This window comes from Bradyrhizobium rifense (assembly GCF_008123425.1).
In the GTDB taxonomy this organism is placed as follows: domain Bacteria; phylum Pseudomonadota; class Alphaproteobacteria; order Rhizobiales; family Xanthobacteraceae; genus Bradyrhizobium; species Bradyrhizobium rifense.
Genome location: NZ_VSSS01000051.1, coordinates 175,799 through 202,787 on the forward strand (window position 1 = coordinate 175,799; position 26,989 = coordinate 202,787).

Here is a 26,989-nt window from a genome sequence, read left to right on the forward strand (position 1 = left end):
ATAGTCACCACGCCACGGTGAGGCGCGTCAGAAACAGATCGGTGCGATCCTGGCTCTTGGCGATTTGGGCCGCGAGCGGATGCCATATGTGCTGGTAACTGGGGATCAATCGGACAGCAGGCGTGACCGCAAAATTGTAGAAGACCTCAATGCCGCTCTCGTCGCTCGCGCTGGCATTTTCCAACGTAAGCTGAGCGATGTCTCTCTTCAGATTGTTGCTGATCCAGTTGTAATAGAATCCCGCTCCGAAGCTGTCGTATTCCCTGCCGTTGAATAGACCATGTGCAACCAGCGCGACGCTTGCGTAGCTGGTCACCGAGTTTGTGGCCGGCGGGGCATATCCGACCCTGCCAAAAATCCCAATTCCGCGGAGCGGTTGGCCACTCCTGAGCTTCTCGGCAACCGTTGTGGCATCGTCCATGACATAGAGATATTGCGAAACGTTTGCGATCGCGGCCCAGCTGTTGTCTTTGAAATTGGCGGGTAAGCCATCGGTCGGGGAGCCGCCAATGAGGGCGCCGACGGCCTGGCTCGTCGCAGCCAACGTGGTCAACGGTCCGAAAGGCGACTCGAGATTGAGCTTCGGCTTGTTCGACCAATTGAAGGCCGGTGAAAATTGACCGGGGAGGCCTCCGACCGTGTAGGACAGGATCGAGGAGATGTAGAGATTGACCGTGTCGAAGGCATGGTCGGCGAAGTTGTCTGCCTTGGAATTCGGATCGAGCACGCCGCCGAAAACTGTAAGCTGTGGACTGGGCGACCACGCGCCCAGTGCCGCCCATGAAACAGCATTGTAAAAATTGAGCGCTACCGGACTCTTATTAAAGTTGAAGTTGGCAAAGTAGTATTTGTAGCTGTCACCGAACAGGGTTTGGTCGGGCAGGTACACGACAGCAATTTTGCCGAGGAGGACGCTGACTTCCTTGGTAAGTGATTGAGTCAGAAAGAATTGTGCTGGCAGGACATCGTTTGCGCGGAGCGGGTCGGGAAAGGCCAGCCCGGTATACTGGGGAACCGCAGCGCCTGCGGTGAAGGTATTTGCCGGAGTGTCGCCAAAGCGCGAATGCAGGGTCAGATGCAGCAGGCCGCCGGACCAGAGGCCGGCGCGCCCGGTGTCGATGTTGATTGAGGCCTGTGTGTTCTGCACAAACGCGCCGCCGGTTTGTAGTCCGCCGGACGTGACGTTCTGATAGTAGCTCGTCGAATAGACGTCGATGAAAACGCCGTGGCGCGCCCAGTCTGTTCGCACGCCACCCCAGTCGCCGGTAAGCTGGGTACGGTGCCAGATGTCGCCGGTCACCGTTCCCGGAATTCCGAACACTGGTCCATTGTTGAAGTAAGGCAAGAGGCCGGGAGCTACGTCTGCCAGGGACACGTATTTCGTCGGAACTGGCTGCCCAGGATCAATCGATCGATCCCGGCGCTGCATGGTGGCGGGCACAGTTTTTCGCTTGCGAGGTGCCACCGCACGCTTCACTTCTGTCGCGCGCGGCTCGGCGGCAAGATGACCCAAGTTGCCCAGTCCGGCATCCGCCGACGCGGTCCGCCCCAGGGCAAGAAAACAACAAATACCAAGCGCAACAAGTCCTGTCTTCATCATGGTGTCCTCTGATCGCCCGCGCCTGAAGGCGTCAGATGCGCCGCCCCTGAGATCGGAGCGCCTCGACACAATTCGCGAACGCCTGCAAGAGGCACGGGACAACCGCCGCCGCTGCATCGTTTCGAGAAGATTTCAATGATGGCCTCGGCATGTCGCACCTCCGTTGCGATCTGAAGCGTGTTAATTCAGAGCGCGACCGCGATTATTCTGCGCAGGCCGATCATCATCTTTAATGAGACTGTCGTTGCTGGAACGATTCTGCTTCTAGCTCCACTTCTGAAGAGTGCGGCGCTTTTGTCCCGTTTCAGAACAATCCTGAACGACGTCGAGCGCAGCAGTTGATAAGTTCGGTTTGCTCGCGGACAGAGCTGTAGCGCCAAGGTCTAGCCACCCTGAACTTCCGCGCGGCGCTGGATTGGGGCGCGTCAATCGGCCTGATTTGCCGGTCAGAGCTGTGTCGCAAGCAAAGTCGTCCTGCGATCCTCCAGGTCTTTTCGGCGGCCTGCTTGTCGATTTCGAGGACCGGTTCGCCCGACCCGCTGCTTTGAGCGGTCCCGGTACAGCCTGCGAAATCCGAGGGGAACTCTGCTCGATTGCTATTCCTTGAGCGCCGTACGCCATGCGCCTGGACTTACGCCGACAATGCGTTTGAAATGTCGCGTGAGATGACTTTGATCGCAGAAGCCGCACTCCGCAGCCACATCGGTGAGCGACAGCCGGTCATCATGTAGCTTTTCCTTGGATAGCGCGATGCGCTGCTCAATTAGCCAGTTGTGCGGTGCCACTCCCAACGTACGACGAAAGGCGTGCGAGAAATGGCTCAATGACAGGCCGCACTTTCGCGCCACCTCCTTAAGCGGCACACCGTGGAGGTTGGCGCGAAGAATTTCCTTCGCGCGTCGCTCCTGCCATGGCGCGAGCCTACCCCGGACCAGCCGCGACGCTGGCCGCATGCCCCCATAGGTCCGAGCGATATGCACTCCGACCGCCCACAGGATGTGGTCGACAAACAACTGGTTAGCTTGCTCGGGATGGCTGAGGGCGGGCAGCAGCAAGCTCCCGAGGCTGGAAATCGCGACGTCGTTGGCGCCTACTCCGGGCTCATAGCTCAGATCGCGAATTTTGGGCGCGTTGGCCTCATCGGCGATCGCGTCCAGCGCCGCGCGCGGCAGATAAAAAACCAGGGAGTGATAAGGCTTGTCGAGGAGGACCGTGGGATCTCGCTTCAGGTCCTGGAGACAAGTCTCGCCGGCCCGCAAGTCGCGCACCGGCGCTCGTCGGCCCCCCTCCCAATATTCGCGATTGGGAATATCGCGGAGGTGCAAAGTGAGGAGAAAAGCATCTTCCCGCCGAACCGAATCGCTCATTTCCGACGGCGGGTTATCACATCGAAGCTCGGTGACGGCCATATCCGCGTTACGCAACGCCCGGGTAATGATCGCGGGTGCGTTTTCGACTCGGAATCGTTCGCCAAGCCGTTGCCCAAAGGCCTCACTCATCGCTCCATCCATGAAGATCCATCGTGCTCCACTCCGTTCGCCATGCTCGCGATGTAATATTTCCCCGCTGCACAACCCAGTTTGAGGTAGGCACAATTCGCAAAATGGAGCAGTTTCCTACAAGTGGACGATCAATTGGATAAGTTCATCGCGTGCATGCTCATCCCGCTGCCGGGGCATTTCATGATTTGCATCGAAAGGGCCCATTGCTGGTGCGGTACGCGGCTGATCTAGGTTCATCCCAATCTCATCGCGCTTTAAGGCTCCGAATCACGTAGCAGGAAGCGCATGAGCGATTGGCTGCACAATCTGCCGGTGCCCGCGATGGCGCTGGTGATCTTTGGCTTCACCTATCTTCTGGCCGCGACCGTGTTCGCCTTCGTCGCGCTGGTCGCGACGGAGGAGCGGGCGAAATCGCTGAAGGCGATCTCGCCCGGCATGCTGCCGGTGCTCGGCATCATCTTCGGCCTGTTCGTCGCCTTCACCGCGGCGCAGGTCTGGGGCGACAGCGACCGCGCCGGCGCCGCGGTCAGCCGCGAGGCCAGCGCGCTGCGCAGCGCCGTGCTGCTGGCCGCGGGGCTGCCGCCCGAGCAGGAGACTAGGCTACGCGCCCTGGTGCGCGACTATGTCGGGCAGGCGCTCGCGGTGGAATGGCCGATGATGGCGCATCAGGAGGCCTCGCTGAAGGTGACGCCGCCGGCGCTCGCCGAAGCCTTGCAGCTGGTCATCGCGATGACGCCGCAAGGGCGGGCTCAGGAGACCATGCAGCGCGAGATCCTCGCCGCGCTGGAACAGGCGCTGGACGCGCGGCGGCAGCGGATCATCGTCAGCCTCTCCGCGGTGAATTCGGTGAAATGGTGGTGCCTGTATCTCCAGGCCTTGTGCGAGCTGCTGGTGATCGGCTTCGTTCATTGCGACAACCGCTTGGGATCGGCGATCGCGATTGCGCTGTTCGCAACCGGCGTCGCCACCTCGGCCCTGCTGATCGCCGCGCACGACCGGCCGTTTACGGGCCATATCTCCATCACCCCGGAGCCGCTGCGCCAGATCATGCCGTAGGCAGCGGCGGGACGAACGTAATCGCGCCGACCGGTTGGCGACCAGGCTTCCGCGCTACACGCGTCCCACCATCGCGCAGTTCAGCATCCACTGCACGCCGAAGCGATCGGTCAGCTTGCCGTAATAGTCGCCCCAGGGCTGGATGCCGAGCGGCGTGGTGATGGTGCCGCCGTCGGCGAGGCGCACAAACAGATCCGTCGTCGCCTCCTGATCATCCATCATCAGGATATGGGCGGAGCCGCGCATTGGCTCGGCGTCGTCGTTGTCCGATGCATAGAAGCAGATGCCGGGGCCTTCGAACTTCGCGTGCATGATCTTGCCCCGCAGCGCGGGATTCCTGAGCGGCATGCCGGGCTCGCCATGGCGCATGATCTCGGTGACGTTGCCGAGACCGCAGGCGGCGTAGAAGGCAAGCGCCGGTTCGCACTGGGTCGTGAAAAAGAGATAGTTCGACAGGCGCATATCTCGCACTCCTCGCTTGAATTGATCAGGTCTCTGCACAGGCCTTGAGCGCGGCCGCGCGACACGCGGACGCAATTGCCGCGCTGACATCCTTGTCGGCGACGGCCCTCGCCATGGTGACGCCGCCGGACAGGATCGAGAGCAGCGCCCAGGCGCGCGCGCGTCTGTCCTTGGTCGAGCGGCCCGGCAAGCCATCCGCGACCGCGTTCACGACGCCATCGATCTCGGCCTCGAACACGGTCTTGATTCCGGCATCGGCGCGCTGCACCTCCGAGGTCAGGCTCTGCAAGGCGCAGCTCGCACCGAGCTCGCAGACCCGCTTTTGTCCGAGATAGAAATCGACGAACGCCGCGACCCATTTGGCGCCGTGCTCGGCGCGCAGGCTTTCGACACCCTGGCGCAGCTCGTCGAGGCCCGCCACCAGCGCAGCCTTGAACGCTTCGCCCTTGGACGAGAAGTGCCCGTAGAACGCGCCGGAGGTGACCTCGGCCTCCTTGGCGAGACCGTCAACGCCGATGCCGCCAAAACCCTGGCGGCGAAAGCCGCGGCCGGCAGCCGCGACCATGCGCGCGCGGGCCTCTTCCTTGTGTCCGGACTTGTATCGCACCACCGCACCTTTTAGATCACGATCGTTATTTTATCATTGACGGCATCGCCCTCGTCATGCGAATGCAATCACGGTCGTTATATAACGATCGCAATCTTATCGCAAGCCGCGATCGCAGCCGGCGTTCGCGACGCTCACATCACGAAGGGAGTTTTGGTCATGCCGATCACCGTCGTCGCCACGGATGGCATCTTCAGTGCAGCCGCCGAGAAAATCATGTTCGCCGAACTGACCGCCTCGTTCCTGAGGCACCACGATCTTGCTGGCAATGCGTTCATCACGCCGAACGTGATCGGCGAGATCAGCACCGTCCCGAAAGGCCGGTCCTTCGCCGGCGGGACATCGAACGACATCGTCGTGGTCGAATTGAAAGTCCCGTCCTTCGCGCTGGCAAGCCCGGAGCAAAAGGCGGGGTTCATCAAAGAGGCCACCGACATCGCGTCCAGGGCCGCGGAAGGCCGTCATCCGCGCGAGCGGATTTTCGTCAACATGGTCTATGCCGTGGACGGCCTGTGGGGCATCGGCGGCAAGGCCTACACCAATGCCGAGCTTGGCGACGCCGTCAGCCGCGCCAGCGCTGCCTGACCGCAGCGATCAGACATGACAGCGCCGGCGCGTGCGAGACGGCGCCGGCGCAACGTCATTCAGTAGCAGTATCTCGGATCGACCGGGACGTAGCGGCCATCCGGGCGCTGCATATAGCAGCCGCGCTGATAGGCGTAATAGCCGGACCGGCGCCGCTCGCCTTCGGAGGCGATCGCAGCCCCCGTGCCGGCGCCGACGACGGCACCGATGGCGGCGCCGCGGCCACCGCCGAGCGCGCCGCCCAAAATCGCTCCGCCCACGCCGCCGATGATAGCGCCGCCGACAGCATCCTGCGCCACCGCGTCATGGACCGGTACGGCCATCGCGACTGCGAAACACGCTGCAATACCAAGACGTCGAAGCATTCCGAATCCTCCCATCTGATGCGGCCAGTCATAGCGTTTGGGACGATCCCCGGCCAGAATAATCGCGTGAATCCGGCTCGCTTCCCGCCCTTTGCGTCACAAGGCCAGCCTGTCGCGACAACCAGCGGATGCTCGCGTCCCTCAGACAGAAGGCCCTTTGCCCAGGGCAAAGGAGAGCACGATCGCGTCCGGCGTCTGCTTGAACTCCTTGGTCACCGCCGCGCGCACCTGACCTGCGAGGTCACCGAGCGGCTTGGTTTCATCAAGCTTCGGAAACAGGACGGTCACCGAGGTGAGGCGTCCATTGCGCCAGTTGAAGCCGACCTGTGGCTTGACGCCGGTCGACTGTTCGAGATCGCCTTCGACCGCCCGGGCCTGCTGCAGTCCGTCCTTCAGCGTGGCCACGGCATCGCAGGCGGACAAGGCAAAGGCGAGAAAGACAATGACGACGGCTCTGAACATCGAAGGGTCCGGAAGGTTGCACTCTCTGCATGGTTGCATAAGCCACTTCATGCAACAAGCTCGACAACAAAGACGCGCCGCGACGTATGCGCGTGCGCCAATCTGATCTTGCGTCCTTTGAGCGCAACCTTTCGCGCTGCACCTGTAAGCCATTTCACATGCGCTGCAGCGATGGCCTGCAACATTCGCCGGACCACACCCAGAGCCCTGGCCCGCCGACGGCGGCACGCGGCTCACGCCTGATTTGCACAACGAACCGATAATTTTAACAATTCGCGGGAGCGGGAGATGGTGTCATACGAGAGTCTGAAGAGCGAATATGAGAGGAACTGGGCCAATCTCGAGATCCGGCCCGCACGCCTTGGCGAGGCCAACGCGACGGCACGCAAGGCCATCAACGGCAAGGCGACCTATCAGCAGGTCGAGCGGCTGACCGGAGTGCCCTGGTGTTTCGTCGCGCTGTGCCATTATCGCGAGTCCAATTTCGATTTCGACGCCTATCTCGGCAACGGCGAGTCGCTGAAGCGCGTGACGAGCCTCGTTCCGAAAGGGCGCGGCCCGTTCGCCTCGTTCGTCGACGGTGCCGTGGACGCACTGCGGATCCAGCACTTCGTCGGCGCGCAGGACTGGTGCATCGCGCGCACCCTGTACCGGCTCGAATGCTTCAACGGCCTCGGCTATAACGCCAAGGGCGTCAACTCGCCTTATCTCTACGGCGGCTCGAATCTTTATGGACCGCCTGAGGCAAGAGCCGGCAAGTTCGTTGCCGATCACGTCTTCGACCCGAACCACGTCGATTCCCAGCTCGGCACCGCGGTCGTCCTGCATGCGATGATGTCGCAGGATTCCTCGATCGCGATCGACGACAACCCGTCCCTTGCCCCTCGTTCCGAGCCCGACGATGAGGTGGTGTCGTCGGTGCTACTGATGCAGCAGACGCTCAACAAGCTCGGCGCCAATCCGCCGCTCGACGAAGACAGCATCAGCGGACCGAAGACCAAGGCAGCGGTCTCGCAATTTCAGCAACAACACGCCCTCGAGGATACCGGCCTGCTCGACGGCACCACGATTGCCGCCATCACGCGCGCAGGAATGCAGCCGGTTCGGACGGCGAATGTCGATCTTTCCCAGATCCTCAAGCGACTGGATGATATCTCACAGGTCGTGCAGCCAGGAGGCGCAATACCAGCATTGACAGGCGTGACTCCGGGAGGACAGCCGGCCGATCTGTCTCAAATCCTGAGCCGACTGGAAAATCTCGCTCAGCTCATCCAGCCGGGAGGAACGACGCCAACGCCGATAGCAACTCCATCGACAGGCACGACGCCCGCAGGCCTGCCCATCCAGCTATCTCAGATCCTGAACCAACTGCAGAGCCTCACGCAGGCCTTGCAGGGGGGAGCGACAAATCCGCTGAGCCCAACACCGGCGACCAATACGACAGTCGGTGTGCTCGGACAGCTTCTCTCTCTGATCACCAAGACCGTGCCGGGAACGCCGCCGGCGGCCAATCCCGCTCCGGCCGATCAACTCAAACAGCTGGTCGACCTGCTGAGCACGCTGCTCAGCAACAAGCCCGTGCTCGGGCAGGTCAACGGTGCGCTCGGCGAAACCGTCGGCAAGCTGCTGGACGGCAAGAAGACGGCACTCGGCATCGGCGGCACGCTCATCACCGCGCTGCTTTCTGGCGTGACAGCGAGCCCAAGCGCCGGCGGACTTGCCGGGCTGCTCGGGACGATCGCAACCGCGGTGCCGGGCCTGAGCCAATTCGCGCTTCCCATCTCGCTGGCACTGACGGCCTGGGGTGTGCTCGGCAAGATGGAGAAATGGGCACAGGGCACCGCGCCGCCGCCCAAGCCGACGGCCTAGACGTCTTGTTAGATGTCTTGCTGGATGTTTTGGGCGTGGAGCGCCGCAGCGCGGCGCTCCATCAGCGCGCGCTCACGCCCGTTGGTGGCAAGATGTGCGGCGACCTCGAACGCCTGCCGCGCCTCTGCGAGCCGCCCGAGCTTTTGCAGGAAATCACCACGAACCGCCGGCAGATGATGATAGGCCGACAGCGCCGGCGCGCCGGCGATCTCGTCAAGCAGGTCGAGCCCGGCCTGCGGTCCCCAGGCCATGCCGACCGCGACCGCGCGATTGAGCTCGATGACCGGCGAGCGCACCAACCGCGCCAGCTCGGCGTAAAGCTGCGCGATGCGCCGCCAGTCGGTATCCGCAGGCGTCTCCGCCGTGGCGTGACACGCCGCAATCGCAGCCTGAATCACGTAAAACCGTCCTGCACCGCCGAGCTCGCGGGCACGTTCGAGCGCGCGCAGGCCCCGACGGATCTGCGAGTGGTCCCAGAGCGCGCGATCCTGGTCCATCAGCAGAATGGGATCGCCGCTTGCGTCGGTCCGCGCGCGAGCCCGCGCGGCATTCAAATCCATCAGGGCGACGAGGCCGTGAACCTCGGGCTCGTCCGGGGCGAGGCCGGCGAGCACGCGGCCCATGCGCAGCGCCTCGTCGCAGAGCTGCGGCCGCAGCCATTCATCGCCGCGCGCCGCGAGGTAGCCCTCGTTGAAAATGAGATAGACCACCTCCAGCACCGAGGCGAGGCGCTCCGACAACGCCTCCCCACTCGGCGTCTCGTAGGCGAGGCCGGATCCGGACAACGTCCGCTTGGCGCGGACGATCCGCTGGGAGATGGTTGCTTCCGGCACGAGATAGGCGCGCGCGATCTCGGACGTGGTCAAGCCGCAGATCATGCGCAGCGCCAGCGCCGCGCGCGCCTCGCGCGACAGGATCGGATGACAGGCGGTGAAGACCAGCCGCAACAATTCATCGCCGATATCATCGTCGAGCGCAGCGTCGAAATCCGGCACGGTCGCCTGCTCCTGCAACATGTCGCGCGCCAGCATGTCGTGCTTGTCCGCGAGCATCTTGCCGCGGCGCAAATGATCCAGCGCCCGGCGCCTGGCGGTCGTCATGAGCCAGGCACCGGGATTGTCGGGCACGCCGATGGTTGGCCAGGCTTCCAGCGCCGCGACCAGCGCGTCCTGGGTCAGCTCTTCCGCAAGCGGCACGTCGCGCAGCATCCGCGACAGCGTCGCGATCAGCCGCGGCTGCACGACGCGCCAGGTGGCGCGGATGACGCGATCGATATCGGTGTCGGCGGCCGTCATCGCCGCCGAAGGAGACGAGCGGTGGTGTCCATCAGGCGTGGGCGGCTACCCCTGCACGCGCGTTGACTTCGCAGGCCACGTCCACGCCCGGCGTAGCGAACGCCCGCAATTCGCAAGTGCCTTCCCAACCCGGCATGTGGTCGAGGTGCAACTGCATGAATTCCTTGGCCATCGCCAGGGCCTCGTCCTTGTCGCGCAATTCGAAGATGGCATAGCCGCCGATCACCTCCTTGGCCTCCACGAATGGGCCGTCGATGACGCTGAGCTCGCCATCGGCGACACGCACCCGCGCGCCGGTCGCAAGCGGCATCAGGCCGCCATTGTCGAGCATCCGGCCGGCCCTGATCTCCCGTTCGGAGATCCTTTGCATCGCCTCCGCCAGCGCCGGGGACGGCCCTGCCATGGGCTTTGGGGAGGTGACGATGTACATGAAGCGCATGCAAAACTCCTGTTGAGGCGAGACGCGGCCGGTTCAGTCGCGCGATCAGCTCGCTATTGGGATGACGATCTGGCCGGGGCCGGATCGACATGGACACCGGAAAAATTGCAGGCAGAAATTACGGGAACAAACGGACGCCTATTGGCGCAGCATGATCAGGGGATCGGCCGTATCGGGAACCCGCCGCCATTGCGCGTTGTCGTCGGCCTCGAACTGCCAGACGTCGCCCGATTTCGACATCAGGATGATCTGGCCGCGCTCGAGCCGCCATTGCGTCGGATTGAACTGGGCGATCGCCGCATCGCATTTCGGCTTGAGGAAGACCTGGAAATTGTCCTGATCGGCTTCCGTGTTGGTCAGCGTCAATCCGCAGACCGGCTGGCCGTTGCCGCGCACGATCGACCAGTCGCCGATCATCTGGTCCATCGACTTGGCCATCGAGCGGGCGGCGGCGAGGTCCTGCAGGATGTAGACGCCCTCGCCCTGGCGCAGGCCCTCGAAAATGCCGGCCTCGACCTCGGTGAAATCGATCACGGATTCACCGGTCGCATCCTGCAAGCGGACGATGTCGAGACCTTTCACGCTCCAGGCGACGATATCCTTGGTGAAGGGCAGCGCGGTCTTGCAGGCCGGCTCGAGCTCGAGCTTGAAACCCTGCGCCACCGGGTCGCCCTTGATCGTGACGACGCAGGTCTTGCTGCGTTCGGTGGTCGAAAGCTCCCACTGCCCGACCATCTCCTTCTTCAGGGTCGTCGCGTCCTGCGCACGCGCAGCGCCGATCGCGGCGACACAGGCCGCGATCAGCAAAGCAACGACCCGAAGGGCGGCCATCAGCGCCCCTTGAACGGCGTTTCAGCAACCGGCGTCAGCGGCGCCTTGCCGGCGAACCAGGACTTGAGGTTGTCGACCACGAGCTGGTCCATGGCATTGCGCGTCACCACGGAGGCCGAGCCGATATGCGGCAACAGCACGACGTTCTGCATGGTCTTGAGCTCCTCAGGCACGCTGGGCTCGGCTGCGAACACGTCGAGGCCGGCGGCGAGGATGGTGCCGGATTTCAACGCCTGGATCATCGCCTGCTCGTCGACGACAGAGCCGCGCGCGACGTTGACCAGCACGCCGCGCGGGCCGAGCGCCTTGAACACCTCGGCATTGATCATCTTGTTGGTCGAGGCGCCGCCCGGCACGATCACCATCAGCGTATCGACCGCCTTCGCCATCTCGATCAGGTCGGGATAGTGCTTGTAGGAGACGTCCTTGGAAGGGTTGCGCGAGTGATAGACCACCGGCACGAGCGAGGCATCGAGCCGGCGCGCGATGGCCTGGCCGATCCGGCCCATGCCGACGATGCCGACCTTGCGGTCACGCAGCGAGCCGACGCTGAGCGGATAATTCTGGGTCTGCCAGAAACCGGAGCGGACGTAGCGGTCGGCCTTGACGAATTCACGCACGGTGGAGATCAGCAGGCCCATCGCAACGTCGGCGACCTCCTCGGTCAGCACGTCGGGCGTGTTGGTGACGATGATGTTGTGCTCGGCGGCGTATTTGGCGTCGATATGGTCGTAACCGACGCCAAAGCTCGCCACCATCTCGATCTTGGGCAATTGCGACAGCGAATCCTTGTCGGCGCGGACGGTGTGATAGGTCACCGCGACACCGCGGATCTTTTCGCGGATTGCCGGCGTCAGCCGCTCGAGGTCGCCGCGCGTCTCGGCCTTGTGCACGACGAAATGATCGGAAAACCCGTTCTCGAGGATCGGCCGCACCGGCCCATAGATCAGAAGGTCGATCTTGTCGGACGAAATCGAACCGGTAGACATCAGTTTTCCTTTCCAAGCGCGCTCTCGTGCCAGCGCCGTAATACGAGGTGGGAAATTAGCGCCAGCACCCCATAGATGACAATCCCGGCCAGCGACAGCAGAAGCAGCGCTGCGAACATGCGGGGTATGTTCAATCGATAGCCGGATTCGGCGATTCTGTAGGCGAGGCCTGAGCCGGCGCCTGCTGTTCCCGCTGCGATCTCGGCCACGACCGCGCCGATCAGCGACAGGCCGCCGGCAATGCGCAGGCCGCCGAGGATATAGGGCAGCGCCGCCGGCAGCTTCAGGAAGCGCAGGGTTTGCGGCGGCGAGGCGCCATAGAGCTGGAACAGGCCCGCGAGGTTGCGATCGACCGAATTCAGCCCGAGCGTGGTGTTCGACAGCACCGGGAAAAAGGCGACGATGAAGGCGCAGACGACGACCGCGGTCTGCTGTTCCAGATAGATCAGCAACAGCGGTGCGATCGCGATCACCGGCGTCACCTGGAGGACGACGGCATAGGGAAACAGCGAGTATTCCACCCATTTCGACTGGTTGAACAGCAGCGCCAGCGCGACGCCGCCGATGCTCGCGGCGACAAAACCTTCCAGCGTCGTCAGCAGCGTGGTCGCAAGCGATTGTGACAGCACCGCCCAGTCCTTGATCAGCGTCAGGAAGATGACCGAGGGCGCCGGCAGCACGTAAGGCGGGATCTCCCGAATGCGAACCACGAGCTCCCAGGCGGCAAGGCCGGCCGCGAACACGATGACGGGCAGCACGAAACGCACGGCGTTTTGCGCGCCTGACGGCTTTGCGGTGACGGGGGCTTGCGCGTTCATAGCATCGACTGTCCCGAATAGGACGGCGCCAGCGCGGCCGACACGCGCCGGCAATAATCGGAATAAGCCGCCGAGGTGCGAAACTCCTCACCGCGCGGCTCGAGGGTCTCGATCCGGATGTCGGCCTGGATGCGGCCGGGCCGCGCCGTCATGACCACGACGCGCTGCGACAGATAGACGGATTCGAACACCGAATGGGTGACGAAGATGACGGTCTTGCCAAGGCTGCGCCACAGCGCGAGCAGATCGTTATTGAGGCGGAATCGCGTGATCTCGTCGAGCGCCGCGAACGGCTCATCCATCAGGAGGATATCAGGATCGGTAACGAGCGCGCGCGCGAGCGACACCCGCATCTTCATGCCGCCGGACAATTCGCGCGGAAAGGCATCGGCGAAATCGGCGAGACCGACGCTGGCGAGCGCTGCATCGGCCCGCGCCCGCCCTTCGGCCTTCGGGACGCCGCCGAGCTTCAACGGCAGCCGCACGTTTTCGCGCACACTGGTCCAGGGCATCAGGGTCGGCTCCTGGAACACGAAGCCGATACCATGGCCGATCTTCTGCGCCGGGCCTTCATGACGCGACATCCGCACCGTGCCTGAAGACGCGGCGCTGAGCCCCGCAATCAGTCTCAGCGCCGTCGACTTGCCGCAGCCGGACGGACCGAGCAGCGAGATGAACTCGCCCTTGCGCACCGCGAGGTCGAAGGGACCGAGCGCCATGACGCCGTTGTCATAGGCCTTCGTCACGCCGCGCAGGCTGACGGCAAGCGCCGTCAGGCTGGCTTCGACCGTGGGCGAAGTTTTGGCGTCTGACATCAACGCTGACGTTACGGCTTTGCGGGGCGCAGCTCGACACCGACGCCCTTGTTGACGAAGCGTAGCGTGTAGGACTTGCGGAAGTCGAGATCACCCTTCACGACGCCGGCCTTCACCATCTTGTTGAAGAAGGAGGTGTAGCGATCGTCGCTCATCGCGCCGATGCCGTTCTTCAGGGACTCGCCGGAATCGACGATGCCGTATTCCTTCATCTTGGCGACAGAATAGGCCAGCAGTTCGTCGGTCATCTCCGGATTGAGCTGCTTGATCATGGCATTGCCGGCGGAATTGTCGCGGTAGATGTAATTGTACCAGCCGATCATGGAGGCATCGACGAAGCGCTGCACCAGGTCCGCCTTCTTCTCGACCAGGTCGCGGCGGGTCTCGATCAGGGTCGAATAGGTGTTGAAGCCGGCATCGGCGAGCAGGATGACGTTGGGCTTGAAGCCGGCGGCCTTCTCGACGGCGAAGGGCTCGGAGGTGACGTAGCCCTGCATCGCGCTCTTGGGGTTGGCGATGAAGGGCTGCGGATTGAAATTATAGGGCCGGACGTTCTTCTCGCTGAAACCATATTCGGATTTGAGCCACTGGAAGTAGCTGCCCATGCCCTCCTTGGAGACGAACAGCGTCAGCGGCTTGAGCTCCTCGATCTTGGTGACTTTCGCATCCGGCTGCGTCAGCATCACCTGCGGGTCTTTCTGGAAGACCGCGGCGATGGTCACCACGGGGACGTTGTTGGCGACCGCGTCGAACGACATCAGCGTGTTCGCAGCCATGAAGAAATCGATCTTGCCGGCGATCAGCAGCATCCGGTTGTTCTCATTGGGCCCGCCCGGAACGATGGTGACGTCGAGCCCATATTTCTTGTAGGTGCCGTCGGCGACCGCCTGGAAGAAACCGCCATGCTCGGCCTCGGCGACCCAATTGGTGCCGAAGGTGACCTTGTCCAGGGTTTCCGCGCGCGCCGGCAGGACCGACACGAAAGTGGCCAGCAAGCCTGCCGTTAACGCTCGCCGCAGATGGGAAGGGCTCATGATGGGACTCCGTCGATCGTGTCTGGCCGATGCCAGACCAACGCGATAAAACCGCAAGACATTCGGGGACGCGAACCGGCCAGGCCCGCGTCCCCTCCATAACACCAAACTACGTGACAAATTCGGGCAAAGAAACCTTGATGACGCCTCCGCGCGACTGGACCGAGATCCGCTGGGCCGATGCCAACCCTGCGGACGTATCGCGCTGGATCGCGGTGCTGCCGCTGGCGGCGACCGAGCAGCACGGCCCGCATCTGCCGCTCGAGACCGACGTGCTGATCGCGGACGCCTATCTCGCGCGCGTGCAGGAGGTGCTGGCCGCGACCATTCCGGCGACGTTCCTGCCTGTTGAGCCGGTCGGCATTTCCACCGAGCATATCGACTATCCGGGCACGCAGACGCTGCCGACCGAAATGGCGCTGAAGCGCTGGACCGCAATCGGCGAGGACGTCGCGCGACGCGGCGTGAAAAAGCTCGTCATCATCACCAGCCATGGCGGCAACAGCGCGGCGATGATGCTGGTGGCGCAGGATCTTCGCGCATATCAAAAACTGTTCGCGGTGACGACGTCGTGGTCGCGCCTGTCGGCTGCGGAAAAACTGTTCCCGGCCGATGAGGTGCGTCACGGCATCCATGGCGGCGCGGTCGAGACCTCGATCATGCTGGCACGCTATCCGGAGCAGGTGCGCGTGGATGCGATCGCGGATTTTCCCGCGAGCAGCGTCGCGATGGAGACACAATATCACTGGCTCTCGACGCAGCGGCCCGCACCCTTCGCCTGGCAGGCGCAGGATCTCAACGCCAGCGGCGCCGTCGGCAACGCGACACTGGCCGTGATCGAGAAGGGCGAGCAGCTCATCGACCAGGGTGCGCGCGCCTTTTGCGAGCTGCTGACTGAGGTCGATAACTTCGACGTGAACAGGCTCGCCAAGGGCCCTCTCGGATAACCTGCATCTTTTTGGAATCACTCAGGAAAGAGCCGGATTCCCAGACCGCCCGAAGCGCTTTCGAACCGGTTTCGGCAAGCCTCCGTCCAATTGGGCACGCGGACCACAACGGACCGCCTCAACCCGGATGGAGTTTCACATGTCGATCAAGACCAAGATTGCCGCCGTCGCTCTCGCCGCCCTCACCGTCACCGCTGGCGTCGCATCCACCACGTCGACTGCTCAGGCCAAGCCGCTCGGCTGGGGCTGGGGCGTGGGCGCTGGCATCGCCACCGCCGCCATCGTCGGCACCGCGATCGCCGCCAGCAACCAGCCCTATTACGGCTATCATCGCTGCGGCTGGGTCGCCCAGTACAACGCTTACGGCCAGTTCGTCGGCAACGTTCGTACTTGCTACTGATTTAAGGCTCTGAGGCCGATCTTACGTGGATCCTGCGTCCGACACGGGCGCCTCATCCACCCCGTGTCGTGCCCCGACCCCGCCCGGCTGTCCCCCCGGGCGGGGTCATCCTTTTTGTACCGTGAGAATGCCCGGCTGCTTCCGATTGCACGCTCCGCGTGCCACGATACGACAAGGTGGCTGGAGAGCGAGCATGAACTGGCGGGTCTCGATTGGATCGATCCTGATTGCGATGCTGACATCGATGCCTGCATTTTCTCAGCCAGCGTCGCAGCCGCAAACCGCGATCCAGGACGACAGTCGCGCTGCCGTGGACGTCGAGCTCGTGATCGCAGTCGACATTTCCTATTCGGTAGACCCGGATGACCTGGCGGCCCAGCGCGAAGGTTTTGCCAAGGCCATTGTCTCGGAGGAGTTTCTGCGAGCCTTACGCGCCGGTCCTGTCGGCAAGATAGCGCTGACTTATTTCGAATGGTCATCCACGAAGGACCAGAAAATCATCGTTCCCTGGCGACAGATCGACGGACCGGAGGCGGCCGAGGCCGTCGCAGCTGAAATCATGAAAGCACCGATCCGCCGAGGTTCGCGCACGTCGATTTCGAGCGCGATCAGGTTCGCCATGTCTCTGTTCGAACAGACCCCCTACCGCGGCTCGCGCCAAGTCATCGACATTGCGGGCGACGGTCCCAACAGCAACGGCGATCCTGTCGCCGCAGCGCGTGACGCAGCGTTGCAGAAGGGCATCGTCATCACCGGCCAACCGGTCATGACCAACGCAACGACACCGGATCCGACGGACTTTCAGCATATCGACCACATCGATTGGTACTATGAGGATTGCGTGATCGGCGGCCCAGGTTCCTTTGTTGTGCCGATCACCGATCGTGAACACTTCAAGGAGGCGATCCGGACCAAGCTGGCTCTCGAGGTCGCGGGCCACACGCCGGAACGAATACCTGCCCCCTCCGCGGAAACCAAGCCGCGGGTTCTCTGCACGATCGGCGAGAAGCTGTGGCAGCAGCGGTGGAATACGACCAGTCCAGCGACGAGCAGTCCGGCAGCTAAAGTTCCGGTGGCGAACAGTCCGGCGAACCAGGATGACGCGCTGAAGAAAGAGGACGCGTTGCTCGCCAAGAAGATCAAGGGCGTCTGCCGCGGCTGCTAGGTGCTGTCGTTAGCCGGCGACCGATCGCCGACCTGCGCGATTCCTCCGTACCCCCGCATTTGTCCCGGCTTTGGATCGGTCTGCGGCAAAGACCGGACCCCGCACGGCCCGGGTCATCCATTTTCCGCACCGGGAATTTGTTGCAGTCCCGTCACATAACGGTGCGAACCATCGTCTGCGGCATTCTGGACTAGTTGCTATTGCGAATTACTTGCAATAAGGTTCGCAGCGAGCGCAGGGACTTGGCATAACTTTGGGGTGAAACGCATCGAAACGAGCTCGTCTCGTCCGGTCGCGCGAACAGCCAAGACCCTGATGACAGGAGCACCGCGAATCGGCAGGGATGTCGGGCGCGGTTGGGGCACAGTCGCGTCTGGGGGCGTAGTTTTGACGTTGAGAGGTCACCGACATCGCTATTTGCGTACGGCCGCGGCGCTTGCCTCGGGCGTGCTCGTGCTGCCGGGTGCCGGCGTCGCTGCCGACCTGCCGCTGAAGGCGCGCGCCGCGAAAACGGTCTACGAGTGGACCGGCTTCTATGTCGGCGGCCATTTCGGCTATGGCGATGCGGGCTTCGGGCCCGGCACCAATCCCATGCCCGAGCAGGGCGTGGTCCTGCCACATAGCGCGACCGGGCTCACCGGGGGCTATCAGCTCGGCTACAATCGCCAGCTCGCAAACCGCGTCGTGCTCGGCATCGAGGCGGATTCGACATTCACGAGTCCGTCCGACGGTCCGGCACTCGCACATTCACCGGCGCCCTTCCACACCACGATCGACTATGTCGGCACCGTGCGCGGCCGCATCGGTTATGCCTTCGACAGATTCATGCCCTATGTCACCGGCGGCTTCGCCTGGGGCCATACCCACATCAACATCAACGACGGCGATGGCGTCACCGGATTATTTCCAGTTGGCCATTACCAGACCGGATGGACCGCCGGCCTCGGCCTCGAATACGCCGTCAGCGGCAATTGGACCGCGAAGGCCGAATACGAATATGTCGACCTCTCCCGCAAGACTTACGATCTCAGCGGCTTTGGCCTCGGCAGCGTCAACGTCGATCCGCGCATCCATCTGTTCAAGCTCGGCCTGAACTATCAGTTCGGCGACACGCCGTGGATGCCAGTGGTCGGCGGCAAGACCAAGCTGCCTGAATCCGACGACTGGAACGTCCACGCCCAGACCACCGTGCTGCCGCAAGGCTATGGGCCGATCCATTCGCCCTATGCGAGCCCGCAGAGCCTGCCCGGTGGCGGCCAGTTCCAGGCGACGTGGACGACGACGGCGTTCCTGGGCGCACGACTCTGGGATGGCGGCGAGTTCTATTTCAATCCGGAGCTTGCGCAGGGTTTCGGCCTCAACGGCACGCTCGGACTCGCCGGTTTCTCCAACGGCGAAGCGCAGAAGGCCGGCGCGCCCTTCCCGAAGATCCGCGCGCAGCGCTACTATTTCAAGCAGACATTCGGACTCGGCGGCGAGCAGGAAGCGGTCGAGGACGCGCCGAACCAGCTCGCCGGCAAGCGGGATATCGACCGCGTCACGCTAATTGTCGGCCGCTTCGCCATCGGCGATTTCTTCGACGGCAACTCCTATGCAAAAGACCCGCGCGCCGATTTCATGAACTGGGCGATGTGGTCGTCGGCCGCCTACGACTTCCCCGCCGACCTCCCCGGCTACACCCGCGGCGCCGTGGTCGAGCTCAACCGCAAGGACTGGGCGATCCGCGCCGGCCTGTTCCAGGTGCCGGCCGCACCGAACAGCGACGTGCTCACCTTCAAGACCGGCGGCTCGGTGGTCGAGTTTGAAGAACGCCATGCGATCTTCGAACAGCCCGGCAAGCTGCGCGTCGGCGTCTTTGCCAACAGCGGCAACACCGCCAACTACCAGCAAGTGGTGGACCTGGCCGCGGCGAATCCGGGGCTCGACATCAACGACATCGTCACCGCGACCCAGCGCGACCGGCTCAAATACGGCTTCTACGTCAACCTCGAGCAGCAGATCGCCAACGATGTCGGACTGTTTGCGCGGGTCAGCTGGAACGACGGCCAGAACCAGATCCTGTCCTTCACCGACATCGACCGCAGCCTGTCGGGCGGCCTGTCGATCAAGGGCAGCCGTTGGGGGCGACCGGACGATACGGTCGGCATCGGCGGCGCCATCAACGGCCTGTCGGCCGCGCACCGCGATTTTCTTGCCGCCGGCGGCGTCGGCCTCCTGATCGGCGACGGCCAGCTCAACTATCGCACCGAACGCGTCCTCGAGGCCTATTACGCCTATTCGGTGATCAAGGGCGTGACGTTGACCGCCGACTATCAATTGATCGCAAACCCGGCCTATAACGCCGACCGTGGGCCGGTCTCGATCTTCTCAGGCCGACTACACGCCGAGTTCTAGTCAGGATTCCAGCCCAAAGGCGGGCCGATGAAGCCGAGAGATATCCGCACGGCCGCGATCGGCCGGGCGCTACGCCCCAATGTCTGGGATGTCGTGGCACTGGTCCTGGTGATCGGCGCCATGGTGCTGATCGTCTATGGCGGCGAGCAGACCGTCGCGCCCTTGTCCGAGCTGGAGCGTACGCCGGTCTCGCTCGATCCGGCAAACCTGCCGCTCTACGCGTTGCGCACCGTCTTGCGGATGCTGCTTGCGATCGTTTGCTCGACCGTTTTCACATTCATCTACGCGGCGATCGCCGCCAAGAGCCGGCGCGCGGAGATGGTGATGATCCCGGTGCTGGACATTCTTCAGTCGGTGCCGATCCTGGGCTTCCTGACCTTCACCGTCGTCTTCTTCATGAATTTGTTTCCGAGCCAGGTGCTCGGCGCCGAGCTCGCCTCGGTGTTTGCGATCTTCACGAGCCAGGCCTGGAACATGACCTTCAGCATGTACCAGTCCATGCGCGACGTGCCGAAGGATCTGGAAGAGGCCACGCAGAGTTTTCACCTCTCCGGCTGGCAGCGCTTCTGGCGGCTCGACGTGCCTTTCGCGATGCCGGGATTGATCTGGAATGCGATGATGTCGATGTCGGGCGGCTGGTTTTTCGTGGTCGCCTCGGAAGCGATCACCGTCGGCAACACCACGGTGACTTTGCCGGGTATCGGCTCCTATGTCGCGCTGGCGATCCAGCAGCGGGACTTGCCGGCGATCTTCTACGCCATCCTGACGATGCTGCTCGTCATCATCGCCTATGATCAGTTGCTGTTCCGGCCCATCATTGCCTGGGCCGACAAATTCCGTTTCGAACAGACCGCATCCGGCGATCCACCCACCTCGTGGATGCTCGACCTGTTTCGCCGGACCCGCGCGCTGCGTGCCATCACGTTGCCATTCTCGGCCATCAACCGTGCGGTCTCCAATTTGCGCATCTCGTTCCCCGCGCTGCGGCCATCGACAAAGCCTCGGAGCCAGCCGTCGCGACTGATCGACGGACTTTGGCTTGCCGTCATCCTCGCAAGCACGGCCTATGCCGCATGGCTGACCTATCGCTATCTCTCGGCCACTCTGAGCGTGAGCGACGTTCTCATTGCGATCCGCGACGGGCTGATTACGCTTCTCCGCGTCATCGTCCTCATCACGTTCGCAACCCTGATCTGGGTGCCGATCGGCGTCTGGATCGGGCTGCGTCCCAAACTTGCCGAACGCATCCAGCCGCTCGCCCAGTTTCTCGCAGCATTTCCCGCCAACCTGGCCTTTCCGGTCTTCGTCGTGGCCATCGTCAGCTTCAAGCTCAATCCCGATGTCTGGCTGAGCCCGCTGATGATCCTGGGCACGCAATGGTACATCCTGTTCAACGTCATCGCCGGCGCCAGCGCCTTTCCGAGCGATTTGCGCGAGGCCGCAAGCAGTTTCCATCTCGGCGGATGGCGGTGGTGGCTCAAGGTCATCCTGCCCGGCATTTTCCCCTATTACGTCACCGGCGCGATCACTGCGTCCGGTGGCTCGTGGAACGCCTCGATCGTCGCGGAAGTTGCCAGCTGGGGCGACACGCATCTTAATGCGACCGGGCTCGGTGCCTATATCGCCAGTGCGACCGAAGCCGGCGATTTCCCGCGCGTCGTGCTCGGCATCGCCACGATGTGCATCCTGGTCACGTTGTTCAATCGCCTGGTCTGGCGACCGCTCTATGCCTATGGCGAACGCCGCCTGCGTCTCGGTTGATGAGGAGACCATCATGCTCGATCACCCCTCCCCCCTCATCGATATCCGCGGCGTCTGTCGATCCTTTCCAAAGGGCAGCGGCGAACAGCTGTTGGTGCTCGAACAGGTCGACCTCACGATCCACTCGGGCGAGATCGTTGGCCTGCTCGGCCGCTCCGGCTCCGGCAAATCCACGCTGCTGCGGATCATCGCCGGCCTCGTCACGCCGTCCTCGGGCAGCGCGACCTGCCGCGGCGAGACCATTGTCGGGCCGCCGAACGGCGTCGCGATGGTGTTCCAGTCGTTTGCGCTGTTTCCCTGGCTGACGGTGCTCCAGAACGTCGAGCTTGGGCTGGAGGCGCTCGGTGTCGATTCCACCGAACGGCGCAAGCGTGCGCTCGCTGCGATTGACCTGATCGGCCTCGACGGCTTCGAGTCGGCCTTTCCCAAGGAGCTGTCGGGCGGCATGCGCCAGCGCGTCGGCTTTGCCCGTGCGCTGGTCGTTCATCCGGACTTGCTGCTGATGGACGAACCGTTCTCGGCGCTCGACGTGCTCACCGCCGAAACACTGCGCACCGACTTGATCGATCTCTGGATCGAAGGCCGACTGCCCATCAAGTCCGTCTTGATGGTGACGCACAATATCGAGGAGGCAGTCCTGATGTGCGATCGCATCCTGGTGTTCTCGTCCAATCCGGGCCGCGTCGCCACCGAGATCAAGGTCGAGATTCCCCACCCGCGCAACCGGCTCGATCCGTATTTCCGCCAGTTGGTCGACAACATCTATGCCCGCATGACCCAGCGAACCGAGCCGAAGGCTCCCTCGATCGAGGGCATTCCGGGCACCGGGATCGGCATGACGCTGCATCACGTTTCATCCAACGTGCTGTCCGGCCTGATCGAGACGCTGGCCGCGCCGCCCTAGCGCGGGCATGCCGACCTGCCGGTGCTCGCGAGCCAGCTCCAGTTCGAAGCCGACGAAATCCTCCATCTCGGCGAGTCCCTGCAACTGCTGCGCTTCGCCCAGCTCAGCGAAGGCGATCTGATGCTGACCGAAGCCGGAAAGCATTTCGCCAATCTCGCAACCGACGCGCGCAAGAAGCTCTTCGCCGAACATCTCGTCACCTACGTGCCGGTGATGGGATTGATTCGCCGTGTGCTGGATGAGCGTCCTTCGCATACCGCGCCAGCGGCACGATTCCGCAACGAGCTCGAAGACTACATGTCCGAGGACTATGCGGACGAGACGCTCAAGACGGTCGTGTCCTGGGGCCGCTATGCCGAGCTGTTCGCCTATGACGAGCAGTCCGAGACCTTCAGCCTGGAAAACCCGGGCGAGAGCGCTTGATCGCTCAGAACAGCAGCGCAACACCCGAGACGACCAGCAGTGCGAGCACGATTTTGCGGAACGTGGCCTCGTCGATCCGGCCGAACAGTTTTAGCCCCAGCCACGTCCCGGCAAACAGGAATGGCAGGCCGAGCGCGAACAACTTTGCCGTCTCGGGCGTGAGTGATCCCCTGGCGCCCAGCGAGAGCGCCGCCATGGCGAATACCACGACCGCGACAGGCTGGAACGTGGCACGCTGAAGGTCCTTGGGCAGCCCACGCAGATTGCACCAGATGGTAATGATAATGCCGGCAAGGCCGGTCAACCCGCCAAGCAGGCCGTTGACGAACCCGACTGCGATGTCGGCCGCGGGCGGCACGACGGTTGCGATCTTGAGCTGCGGCCGGAGGAAGGCATAAAGGCTATAGGCGATCAGGATCGCTCCAACCGTGATCCGGACGCTCTTCGGATCAGCCCATGTCAGAAGCGACACCCCGACCGGCACGCCCGCGACGGCACCGATCATGAAGGGCCACAGCCGGCGCCAATCGATCGCCGCGCGCAGCTTCCAGACTGAGTAGCCCTGAACCAGAAGGCCGAACCCGACGATCAGGCTGGCGCTCTGGAGCGGCGTCAGCACATAGAGCCACAACGATGCCGCGACCAGGCCGAAGGCAAAGCCGGAGAGGCCGGCGACGAAGCCGCCGGCGAAGGTGGCCAACAGGAAAAGCGGAAGCTCGATTGCGATCCCATCCATTGCTCGCTCCATACGTCAGCGAGCAGCGCTTGCGTGGGGTCACCACTTCACGGGAAGGCTGCGACATCCCCGGACTGCAAGCTTAGGAGAAGTTGGTTCCCTCCACAATGGCCCCCTCTGGCTCGCTGCGACAATTTGGTCGAAACCGGGCAATGGACGCGTCGCGTTCATATATAACGAGCTTGGTCCGGCGCCCGCCAGGCTGAATGTCCCTTTCCCCAGCGCACAATGTTGTCTGTCGAACTCATCGTCGTCGTCGTCCTGATCGTCATCAATGGCCTGTTGTCCATGTCCGAACTGGCTGTGGTCTCATCGCGCCCGGCGCGGCTGTCGCTGCTGGCCGCCAAGGGCGTGAGCGGCGCCGAGCGCGCGCTGCGGCTTGCCGCCGATCCCGGAAAGTTTCTCTCGACGGTGCAGATCGGCATCACGCTGGTCGGCGTGCTCTCGGGCGCGTTCTCCGGCGCGACGCTCGGGCAGCGGCTGACGCAATGGCTGACCGAGCTCGGTCTGTCCTCAGGGATTGCCGACATCGTCGGCGTCGGCATTGTCGTCACTATCATCACCTATGCGACGCTGATCGTCGGCGAGCTGGTGCCGAAGCAGGTGGCATTGCGCGACCCCGAAAGCATCGCAGTCAAGGTCGCGCCGGCGTTGGACTGGCTTGCGAAGATCTCGCTGCCGCTCGTCTTCCTGCTCGATCTCTCAGGCAAGCTGATCCTCGCGCTGCTCGGGCGCGGCGGCAAGGCCGAGGAGAAGGTGTCGGAGGACGAAATCCACCATCTCGTCAACGAGGCCGAAAGTGCCGGCGTGCTGGAGTCAGGCGAAAAGGAGATGATCGCGGGTGTCATGCGGCTCGGCGACCGGCCGGTCGGCGCGATCATGACGCCGCGCACGGAGGTCAACGAGATCGACCTGAATGATGCTCCGGAAGCAATTCAAGCGATCATCGCAAAGAGCCCGCATTCGCGCTTTCCTGTTTCCGACGGCGATCGCGACGCGCCCATCGGCGTGCTCCAGGCGAAGGACCTGCTGGTCGCGTACATGAACGAACGCGCGCCGAATCTGCGCGCACTCGTCCGCGAAGCGCCAAGCATTCCCGCGTCAGCCGATGCCCGCGATGTACTCGCGATCCTCAGGGCTGCGCCGGTTCACGTCGGTTTTGTTTATGACGAGTACGGCGCCTTCGAAGGCGTGGTCACGGCCGCCGATATTCTGGAATCGATCGTCGGCGCCTTCCACTCCGAGGAAGGCCCGCTGGAGCCGGCTTACGTCAGGCGCGCGGACTCGTCGCTGCTGGTCTCGGGCTGGATGCCGGTCGACGAGTTCGGCGAACTGCTCAGCATCGAGCTGCCGCCGCATCATCGCTACAACACGGTGGCTGGTCTCGTGCTCCAGCAATTCAACGTGCTGCCCAATGTCGGCGACGCCTTCGACCTCAGTGGCTGGCATATCGAGGTAGTCGATCTCGATGGCAGAAGGATCGACAAGATTTTGGCGAGCCGGCTGGGTGAAGTCGAGACGGGGTGAGCGAGCGCTCGCACCACCTCCTTCACCCGAACCTCACCCCGATCCGCTTTTCCTTGCGCCACACCACCGTGCAGGCGAGATGCGCGCCGTCCGCCTTGATCGACAGAGTAAAGTGCTCGGGAATGCCGACCGGGCTGGTGACGTCGAGGGCTGCGCCGGTGTCAGAGAAATTGCGGACGGTGCAGTCGATCGCGCCGCCGCCGAACTCGATGGTTCCGGCTTTCAATACGCGATGCCTGGCCTTGTTGCGCCGTTCTTCGTCCATCGGGCCAATTTACACCCGAAGCTGACACAGAGGTTAAGATACAACCGGCTCGCGATGATTTACGCCGCGGCTAGCCGCAGCGGTATCATGCGGTGGAACAAAGTCTCACAGCGCCGGCTGGAATGTATCCGACCGCGCCATCCGCCAGGCGTCGCGGAACCGCGGATCCTCCGTGCCTTCCAGCAGCTCGCCCCGGCGCAACGCCGGATAGAGCTGTGCGAAGGTCTGCACACGGGTCGTCGAGGTCCGCTGGCTGAAATGGACCGGGCGCAGCTCCTGCGGATGGGTCAGGCCGGCTGCGGCGATCAGCTCGGTCAGCGAGTGCAGCGTGGCGTGGTGATAATTGTGCACGCGGTCGATCTTGAGCGGCACGTAGAGCGCGCGCGCGCGCGTCGGATCCTGCGTCGCGACCCCGGTCGGGCAACGATCGGTATGGCAGCTCAGCGACTGGATGCAGCCGAGCGAGAACATGAAACCGCGCGCCGAATTGCACCAGTCGGCACCGATCGCCATGGCGCGCGCCATATCGAAGGCGGTGGCGATCTTGCCGGACGCGCCAAGCCTGATGCGGTCGCGCGCGTTGATGCCCACAAGCGCGTTGTGGACGAAATTGACGCCCTCGCGCATCGGCATACCCAGATGATCCATGAACTCCAGCGGCGCAGCGCCGGTGCCGCCCTCGTTGCCGTCGACCACGATGAAATCAGGATAGATGCCGGTCTCCAGCATCGCCTTGCAGATCGCCAGAAACTCCCAGGGGTGGCCGATGCAGAGCTTGAAGCCGGCCGGTTTGCCGCCGGAGAGTTTTCGCATCTCGGCGATGAACTGCATCATGCCAACAGGCGTCGAGAAGGCACGATGCGAGGCCGGCGAGATGCAGTCCTCGCCCATCGACACGCCACGGATTTTTGAGATCTCCTCCGAGACCTTCGCCGCCGGCAGCACGCCGCCATGGCCGGGCTTGGCGCCCTGGCTGATCTTGAGCTCGACCATCTTGATCTGGTCCTGGCTCGCAACGCGCGCGAACGCCTCGGGATCGAAGGTGCCGTCGAGATGACGGCAACCGAAATAGCCGGAGCCGATCTCCCAGATGATGTCGCCGCCCATCTCGGCGTGATACGGGCTGAAGCCGCCCTCGCCGGTGTCATGGGCGAAGCCGCCCTTCTTGGCGCCGGCATTGAGCGCGCGCACCGCATTGGGGCTGAGCGCGCCAAAGCTCATCGCCGAGATGTTGAACACCGAGGCCGAATAGGGCTTTGCGCAGTCCGGCCCGCCGATGGTGACGCGAAACTTCTCCTCGGCATGCGCCTTGGGCGACACCGAGTGATGCATCCACTCATAGCCCTCGCGATAGACGTCCTCCTGGGTGCCAAACGGACGCTTGTCGAGCTGCATCTTGGCGCGTTGATAGACCACCGCGCGGATGTCGCGCGAGAACGGCATGCCGTCCTTCTCGCTCTCGAAGAAATACTGTCGCATCTCCGGCCTGATCTCTTCGAGCAGGAAGCGGATATGCGCCGAGATCGGGTAGTTGCGCAGAACCGCATGGCCCTTCTGCATGAGATCGCGGACGCCGAGCAGCGTAAGCGCGCCGAAGATCACGATCGGGATCAGCAGGATGTCGAAGATCTTGCGGTCGGCGATGCCGATGCCGATCAGCAGCGCAGTGACGACCGCGCAGATCGTCAGGATGATGAAGCGCGGCGAGAAGGGAAGCAGAAGGGTTTCCATCAGCCCT

General features: G+C 63.3%; 24 protein-coding genes and 2 pseudogenes. 10 read left to right on the plus strand and 16 right to left on the minus strand.

The features are described from left to right. Positions 1-4: 4 nt before the first annotated feature. Together FXB40_RS31590 and FXB40_RS31595 are read right to left on the minus strand one after the other, a co-directional pair. Positions 5-1,600, minus strand: a complete 1,596-nt coding sequence (locus FXB40_RS31590) for a carbohydrate porin (RefSeq protein ID WP_187437279.1) — start codon at positions 1,598-1,600, stop codon at positions 5-7. Positions 1,601-2,196: 596 nt separating this feature from the next. Beyond that, on the minus strand, positions 2,197-3,099 hold the full coding sequence (locus FXB40_RS31595) for a helix-turn-helix domain-containing protein (RefSeq protein ID WP_148776008.1): 903 nt from the start codon (positions 3,097-3,099) through the stop codon (positions 2,197-2,199). A 288-nt stretch (positions 3,100-3,387) separates the two neighbouring features. Between FXB40_RS31595 and FXB40_RS31600 the strand changes: the two genes are divergently transcribed. Beyond that, on the plus strand, positions 3,388-4,158 hold the full coding sequence (locus tag FXB40_RS31600; RefSeq protein ID WP_148776009.1) for a bestrophin-like domain: 771 nt from the start codon (positions 3,388-3,390) through the stop codon (positions 4,156-4,158). 54 nt (positions 4,159-4,212) lie between these two features. On the opposite strand, the gene FXB40_RS31605 is transcribed toward FXB40_RS31600, so the two are convergent. Then, on the minus strand, positions 4,213-4,620 hold the full coding sequence (locus FXB40_RS31605; RefSeq protein ID WP_148776010.1) for a VOC family protein: 408 nt from the start codon (positions 4,618-4,620) through the stop codon (positions 4,213-4,215). A 25-nt stretch (positions 4,621-4,645) separates the two neighbouring features. Then, the gene (locus FXB40_RS31610; protein WP_148776011.1) at positions 4,646-5,227 is read right to left on the minus strand and encodes a TetR/AcrR family transcriptional regulator; all 582 of its coding nucleotides are present in this window, start codon (positions 5,225-5,227) and stop codon (positions 4,646-4,648) included. A gap of 159 nt (positions 5,228-5,386) precedes the next feature. On the opposite strand from FXB40_RS31610, the gene FXB40_RS31615 reads away from it, so the two are divergent. Continuing rightward, positions 5,387-5,812, plus strand: coding sequence for a tautomerase family protein (locus FXB40_RS31615; protein ID WP_148776012.1), 426 nt, complete (start codon positions 5,387-5,389; stop codon positions 5,810-5,812). Between the two features lie 59 nt (positions 5,813-5,871). On the opposite strand, the gene FXB40_RS31620 is transcribed toward FXB40_RS31615, so the two are convergent. Next, positions 5,872-6,177 carry a YMGG-like glycine zipper-containing protein gene (locus FXB40_RS31620; protein ID WP_148776013.1) on the minus strand — a complete coding sequence of 102 codons (306 nt, stop codon included), beginning with the start codon at positions 6,175-6,177 and terminating at the stop codon, positions 5,872-5,874. 141 nt (positions 6,178-6,318) lie between these two features. After that, complete coding sequence (locus FXB40_RS31625; RefSeq protein WP_148776014.1) at positions 6,319-6,639, minus strand: hypothetical protein; 321 nt, start codon at positions 6,637-6,639, stop codon at positions 6,319-6,321. 288 nt (positions 6,640-6,927) lie between these two features. Here FXB40_RS31625 and FXB40_RS31630 point away from each other — a divergent pair, with 288 nt between their 5' ends. Next, positions 6,928-8,508 carry a peptidoglycan-binding protein gene (locus FXB40_RS31630; protein ID WP_148776015.1) on the plus strand — a complete coding sequence of 527 codons (1,581 nt, stop codon included), beginning with the start codon at positions 6,928-6,930 and terminating at the stop codon, positions 8,506-8,508. Positions 8,509-8,516: 8 nt separating this feature from the next. Here the strand turns inward: FXB40_RS31630 and FXB40_RS31635 are convergent, their stop codons facing one another. The 7 genes from FXB40_RS31635 to FXB40_RS31665 all read right to left on the minus strand — a co-directional run bounded on the left by FXB40_RS31635 (position 8,517) and on the right by FXB40_RS31665 (position 14,729). After that, positions 8,517-9,803, minus strand: a complete 1,287-nt coding sequence (locus FXB40_RS31635; RefSeq protein WP_148776016.1) for an RNA polymerase sigma factor — start codon at positions 9,801-9,803, stop codon at positions 8,517-8,519. A 31-nt stretch (positions 9,804-9,834) separates the two neighbouring features. Continuing rightward, entirely contained in the window at positions 9,835-10,242 is a 408-nt protein-coding gene (locus tag FXB40_RS31640) for a YciI family protein (protein WP_148776017.1), read from the minus strand. A 138-nt stretch (positions 10,243-10,380) separates the two neighbouring features. Beyond that, the gene (locus tag FXB40_RS31645; protein ID WP_148776018.1) at positions 10,381-11,073 is read right to left on the minus strand and encodes a protease inhibitor Inh/omp19 family protein; all 693 of its coding nucleotides are present in this window, start codon (positions 11,071-11,073) and stop codon (positions 10,381-10,383) included. Beyond that, positions 11,073-12,062 (minus strand): 2-hydroxyacid dehydrogenase, encoded by a 990-nt coding sequence (locus FXB40_RS31650; RefSeq protein WP_148776019.1) that lies wholly within the window; start codon positions 12,060-12,062, stop codon positions 11,073-11,075. The genes FXB40_RS31645 and FXB40_RS31650 overlap by 1 nt, the downstream gene beginning before the upstream one ends. Continuing rightward, positions 12,062-12,880, minus strand: a complete 819-nt coding sequence (locus FXB40_RS31655) for an ABC transporter permease (RefSeq protein ID WP_148776020.1) — start codon at positions 12,878-12,880, stop codon at positions 12,062-12,064. The genes FXB40_RS31650 and FXB40_RS31655 overlap by 1 nt, the downstream gene beginning before the upstream one ends. Next, positions 12,877-13,695 (minus strand): ABC transporter ATP-binding protein, encoded by an 819-nt coding sequence (locus FXB40_RS31660; RefSeq protein ID WP_148776021.1) that lies wholly within the window; start codon positions 13,693-13,695, stop codon positions 12,877-12,879. The genes FXB40_RS31655 and FXB40_RS31660 overlap by 4 nt, the downstream gene beginning before the upstream one ends. Before the next feature lie 11 nt (positions 13,696-13,706). Further along, a complete protein-coding gene (locus FXB40_RS31665; RefSeq protein WP_148776022.1) occupies positions 13,707-14,729 on the minus strand; it encodes an ABC transporter substrate-binding protein in 1,023 nt (340 codons plus the stop codon). A gap of 140 nt (positions 14,730-14,869) precedes the next feature. On the opposite strand from FXB40_RS31665, the gene FXB40_RS31670 reads away from it, so the two are divergent. The 6 genes and pseudogenes from FXB40_RS31670 (at position 14,870) to FXB40_RS31695 (ending at position 22,723) form a co-directional block, all read left to right on the plus strand. Next, positions 14,870-15,676 (plus strand): creatininase family protein, encoded by an 807-nt coding sequence (locus tag FXB40_RS31670; RefSeq protein WP_148776023.1) that lies wholly within the window; start codon positions 14,870-14,872, stop codon positions 15,674-15,676. Between the two features lie 139 nt (positions 15,677-15,815). Then, positions 15,816-16,076: a hypothetical protein gene (locus FXB40_RS31675; protein ID WP_187437280.1), complete on the plus strand. Its 261-nt coding sequence runs from the start codon at positions 15,816-15,818 to the stop codon at positions 16,074-16,076. 193 nt (positions 16,077-16,269) lie between these two features. After that, a pseudogene (locus FXB40_RS31680) lies at positions 16,270-17,103 on the plus strand (DUF1194 domain-containing protein); the annotation flags it as partial. 555 nt (positions 17,104-17,658) lie between these two features. Continuing rightward, on the plus strand, positions 17,659-19,635 hold the full coding sequence (locus FXB40_RS31685; protein WP_246208072.1) for a carbohydrate porin: 1,977 nt from the start codon (positions 17,659-17,661) through the stop codon (positions 19,633-19,635). 27 nt (positions 19,636-19,662) lie between these two features. Then, positions 19,663-21,396, plus strand: a complete 1,734-nt coding sequence (locus FXB40_RS31690; protein WP_148776026.1) for an ABC transporter permease — start codon at positions 19,663-19,665, stop codon at positions 21,394-21,396. A 13-nt stretch (positions 21,397-21,409) separates the two neighbouring features. Further along, a pseudogene (locus FXB40_RS31695) lies at positions 21,410-22,723 on the plus strand (ABC transporter ATP-binding protein). Between the two features lie 4 nt (positions 22,724-22,727). On the opposite strand, the gene FXB40_RS31700 reads toward FXB40_RS31695, so the two are convergent. Next, positions 22,728-23,459: a sulfite exporter TauE/SafE family protein gene (locus FXB40_RS31700; RefSeq protein ID WP_148776027.1), complete on the minus strand. Its 732-nt coding sequence runs from the start codon at positions 23,457-23,459 to the stop codon at positions 22,728-22,730. Between the two features lie 228 nt (positions 23,460-23,687). Between FXB40_RS31700 and FXB40_RS31705 the strand changes: the two genes are divergently transcribed. Then, positions 23,688-24,986 carry a hemolysin family protein gene (locus tag FXB40_RS31705; RefSeq protein ID WP_148776028.1) on the plus strand — a complete coding sequence of 433 codons (1,299 nt, stop codon included), beginning with the start codon at positions 23,688-23,690 and terminating at the stop codon, positions 24,984-24,986. A 22-nt stretch (positions 24,987-25,008) separates the two neighbouring features. Here FXB40_RS31705 and FXB40_RS31710 read toward each other — a convergent pair whose 3' ends face one another. Together FXB40_RS31710 and FXB40_RS31715 are read right to left on the minus strand one after the other, a co-directional pair. Further along, positions 25,009-25,251 carry a PilZ domain-containing protein gene (locus tag FXB40_RS31710; protein WP_148776029.1) on the minus strand — a complete coding sequence of 81 codons (243 nt, stop codon included), beginning with the start codon at positions 25,249-25,251 and terminating at the stop codon, positions 25,009-25,011. 105 nt (positions 25,252-25,356) lie between these two features. Beyond that, positions 25,357-26,982, minus strand: a complete 1,626-nt coding sequence (locus FXB40_RS31715) for an FMN-binding glutamate synthase family protein (RefSeq protein WP_148776030.1) — start codon at positions 26,980-26,982, stop codon at positions 25,357-25,359. Between the last annotated feature and the right edge of the window lie 7 nt (positions 26,983-26,989).

Coding starts and splice junctions, on each gene's coding strand:
- FXB40_RS31590 (WP_187437279.1), bottom strand. CDS start 1,600: ATGATGAAGACAGGACTTGTTGCGCTTGGTATTTGTTGTTTTCTTGCC.
- FXB40_RS31595 (WP_148776008.1), bottom strand. CDS start 3,099: ATGAGTGAGGCCTTTGGGCAACGGCTTGGCGAACGATTCCGAGTCGAA.
- FXB40_RS31600 (WP_148776009.1), top strand. CDS start 3,388: ATGAGCGATTGGCTGCACAATCTGCCGGTGCCCGCGATGGCGCTGGTG.
- FXB40_RS31605 (WP_148776010.1), bottom strand. CDS start 4,620: ATGCGCCTGTCGAACTATCTCTTTTTCACGACCCAGTGCGAACCGGCG.
- FXB40_RS31615 (WP_148776012.1), top strand. CDS start 5,387: ATGCCGATCACCGTCGTCGCCACGGATGGCATCTTCAGTGCAGCCGCC.
- FXB40_RS31620 (WP_148776013.1), bottom strand. CDS start 6,177: ATGCTTCGACGTCTTGGTATTGCAGCGTGTTTCGCAGTCGCGATGGCC.
- FXB40_RS31625 (WP_148776014.1), bottom strand. CDS start 6,639: ATGTTCAGAGCCGTCGTCATTGTCTTTCTCGCCTTTGCCTTGTCCGCC.
- FXB40_RS31630 (WP_148776015.1), top strand. CDS start 6,928: ATGGTGTCATACGAGAGTCTGAAGAGCGAATATGAGAGGAACTGGGCC.
- FXB40_RS31635 (WP_148776016.1), bottom strand. CDS start 9,803: ATGACGGCCGCCGACACCGATATCGATCGCGTCATCCGCGCCACCTGG.
- FXB40_RS31640 (WP_148776017.1), bottom strand. CDS start 10,242: ATGCGCTTCATGTACATCGTCACCTCCCCAAAGCCCATGGCAGGGCCG.
- FXB40_RS31645 (WP_148776018.1), bottom strand. CDS start 11,073: ATGGCCGCCCTTCGGGTCGTTGCTTTGCTGATCGCGGCCTGTGTCGCC.
- FXB40_RS31650 (WP_148776019.1), bottom strand. CDS start 12,062: ATGTCTACCGGTTCGATTTCGTCCGACAAGATCGACCTTCTGATCTAT.
- FXB40_RS31655 (WP_148776020.1), bottom strand. CDS start 12,880: ATGAACGCGCAAGCCCCCGTCACCGCAAAGCCGTCAGGCGCGCAAAAC.
- FXB40_RS31660 (WP_148776021.1), bottom strand. CDS start 13,695: ATGTCAGACGCCAAAACTTCGCCCACGGTCGAAGCCAGCCTGACGGCG.
- FXB40_RS31665 (WP_148776022.1), bottom strand. CDS start 14,729: ATGAGCCCTTCCCATCTGCGGCGAGCGTTAACGGCAGGCTTGCTGGCC.
- FXB40_RS31670 (WP_148776023.1), top strand. CDS start 14,870: ATGACGCCTCCGCGCGACTGGACCGAGATCCGCTGGGCCGATGCCAAC.
- FXB40_RS31675 (WP_187437280.1), top strand. CDS start 15,816: ATGTCGATCAAGACCAAGATTGCCGCCGTCGCTCTCGCCGCCCTCACC.
- FXB40_RS31690 (WP_148776026.1), top strand. CDS start 19,663: ATGAAGCCGAGAGATATCCGCACGGCCGCGATCGGCCGGGCGCTACGC.
- FXB40_RS31700 (WP_148776027.1), bottom strand. CDS start 23,459: ATGGATGGGATCGCAATCGAGCTTCCGCTTTTCCTGTTGGCCACCTTC.
- FXB40_RS31705 (WP_148776028.1), top strand. CDS start 23,688: ATGTTGTCTGTCGAACTCATCGTCGTCGTCGTCCTGATCGTCATCAAT.
- FXB40_RS31710 (WP_148776029.1), bottom strand. CDS start 25,251: ATGGACGAAGAACGGCGCAACAAGGCCAGGCATCGCGTATTGAAAGCC.
- FXB40_RS31715 (WP_148776030.1), bottom strand. CDS start 26,982: ATGGAAACCCTTCTGCTTCCCTTCTCGCCGCGCTTCATCATCCTGACG.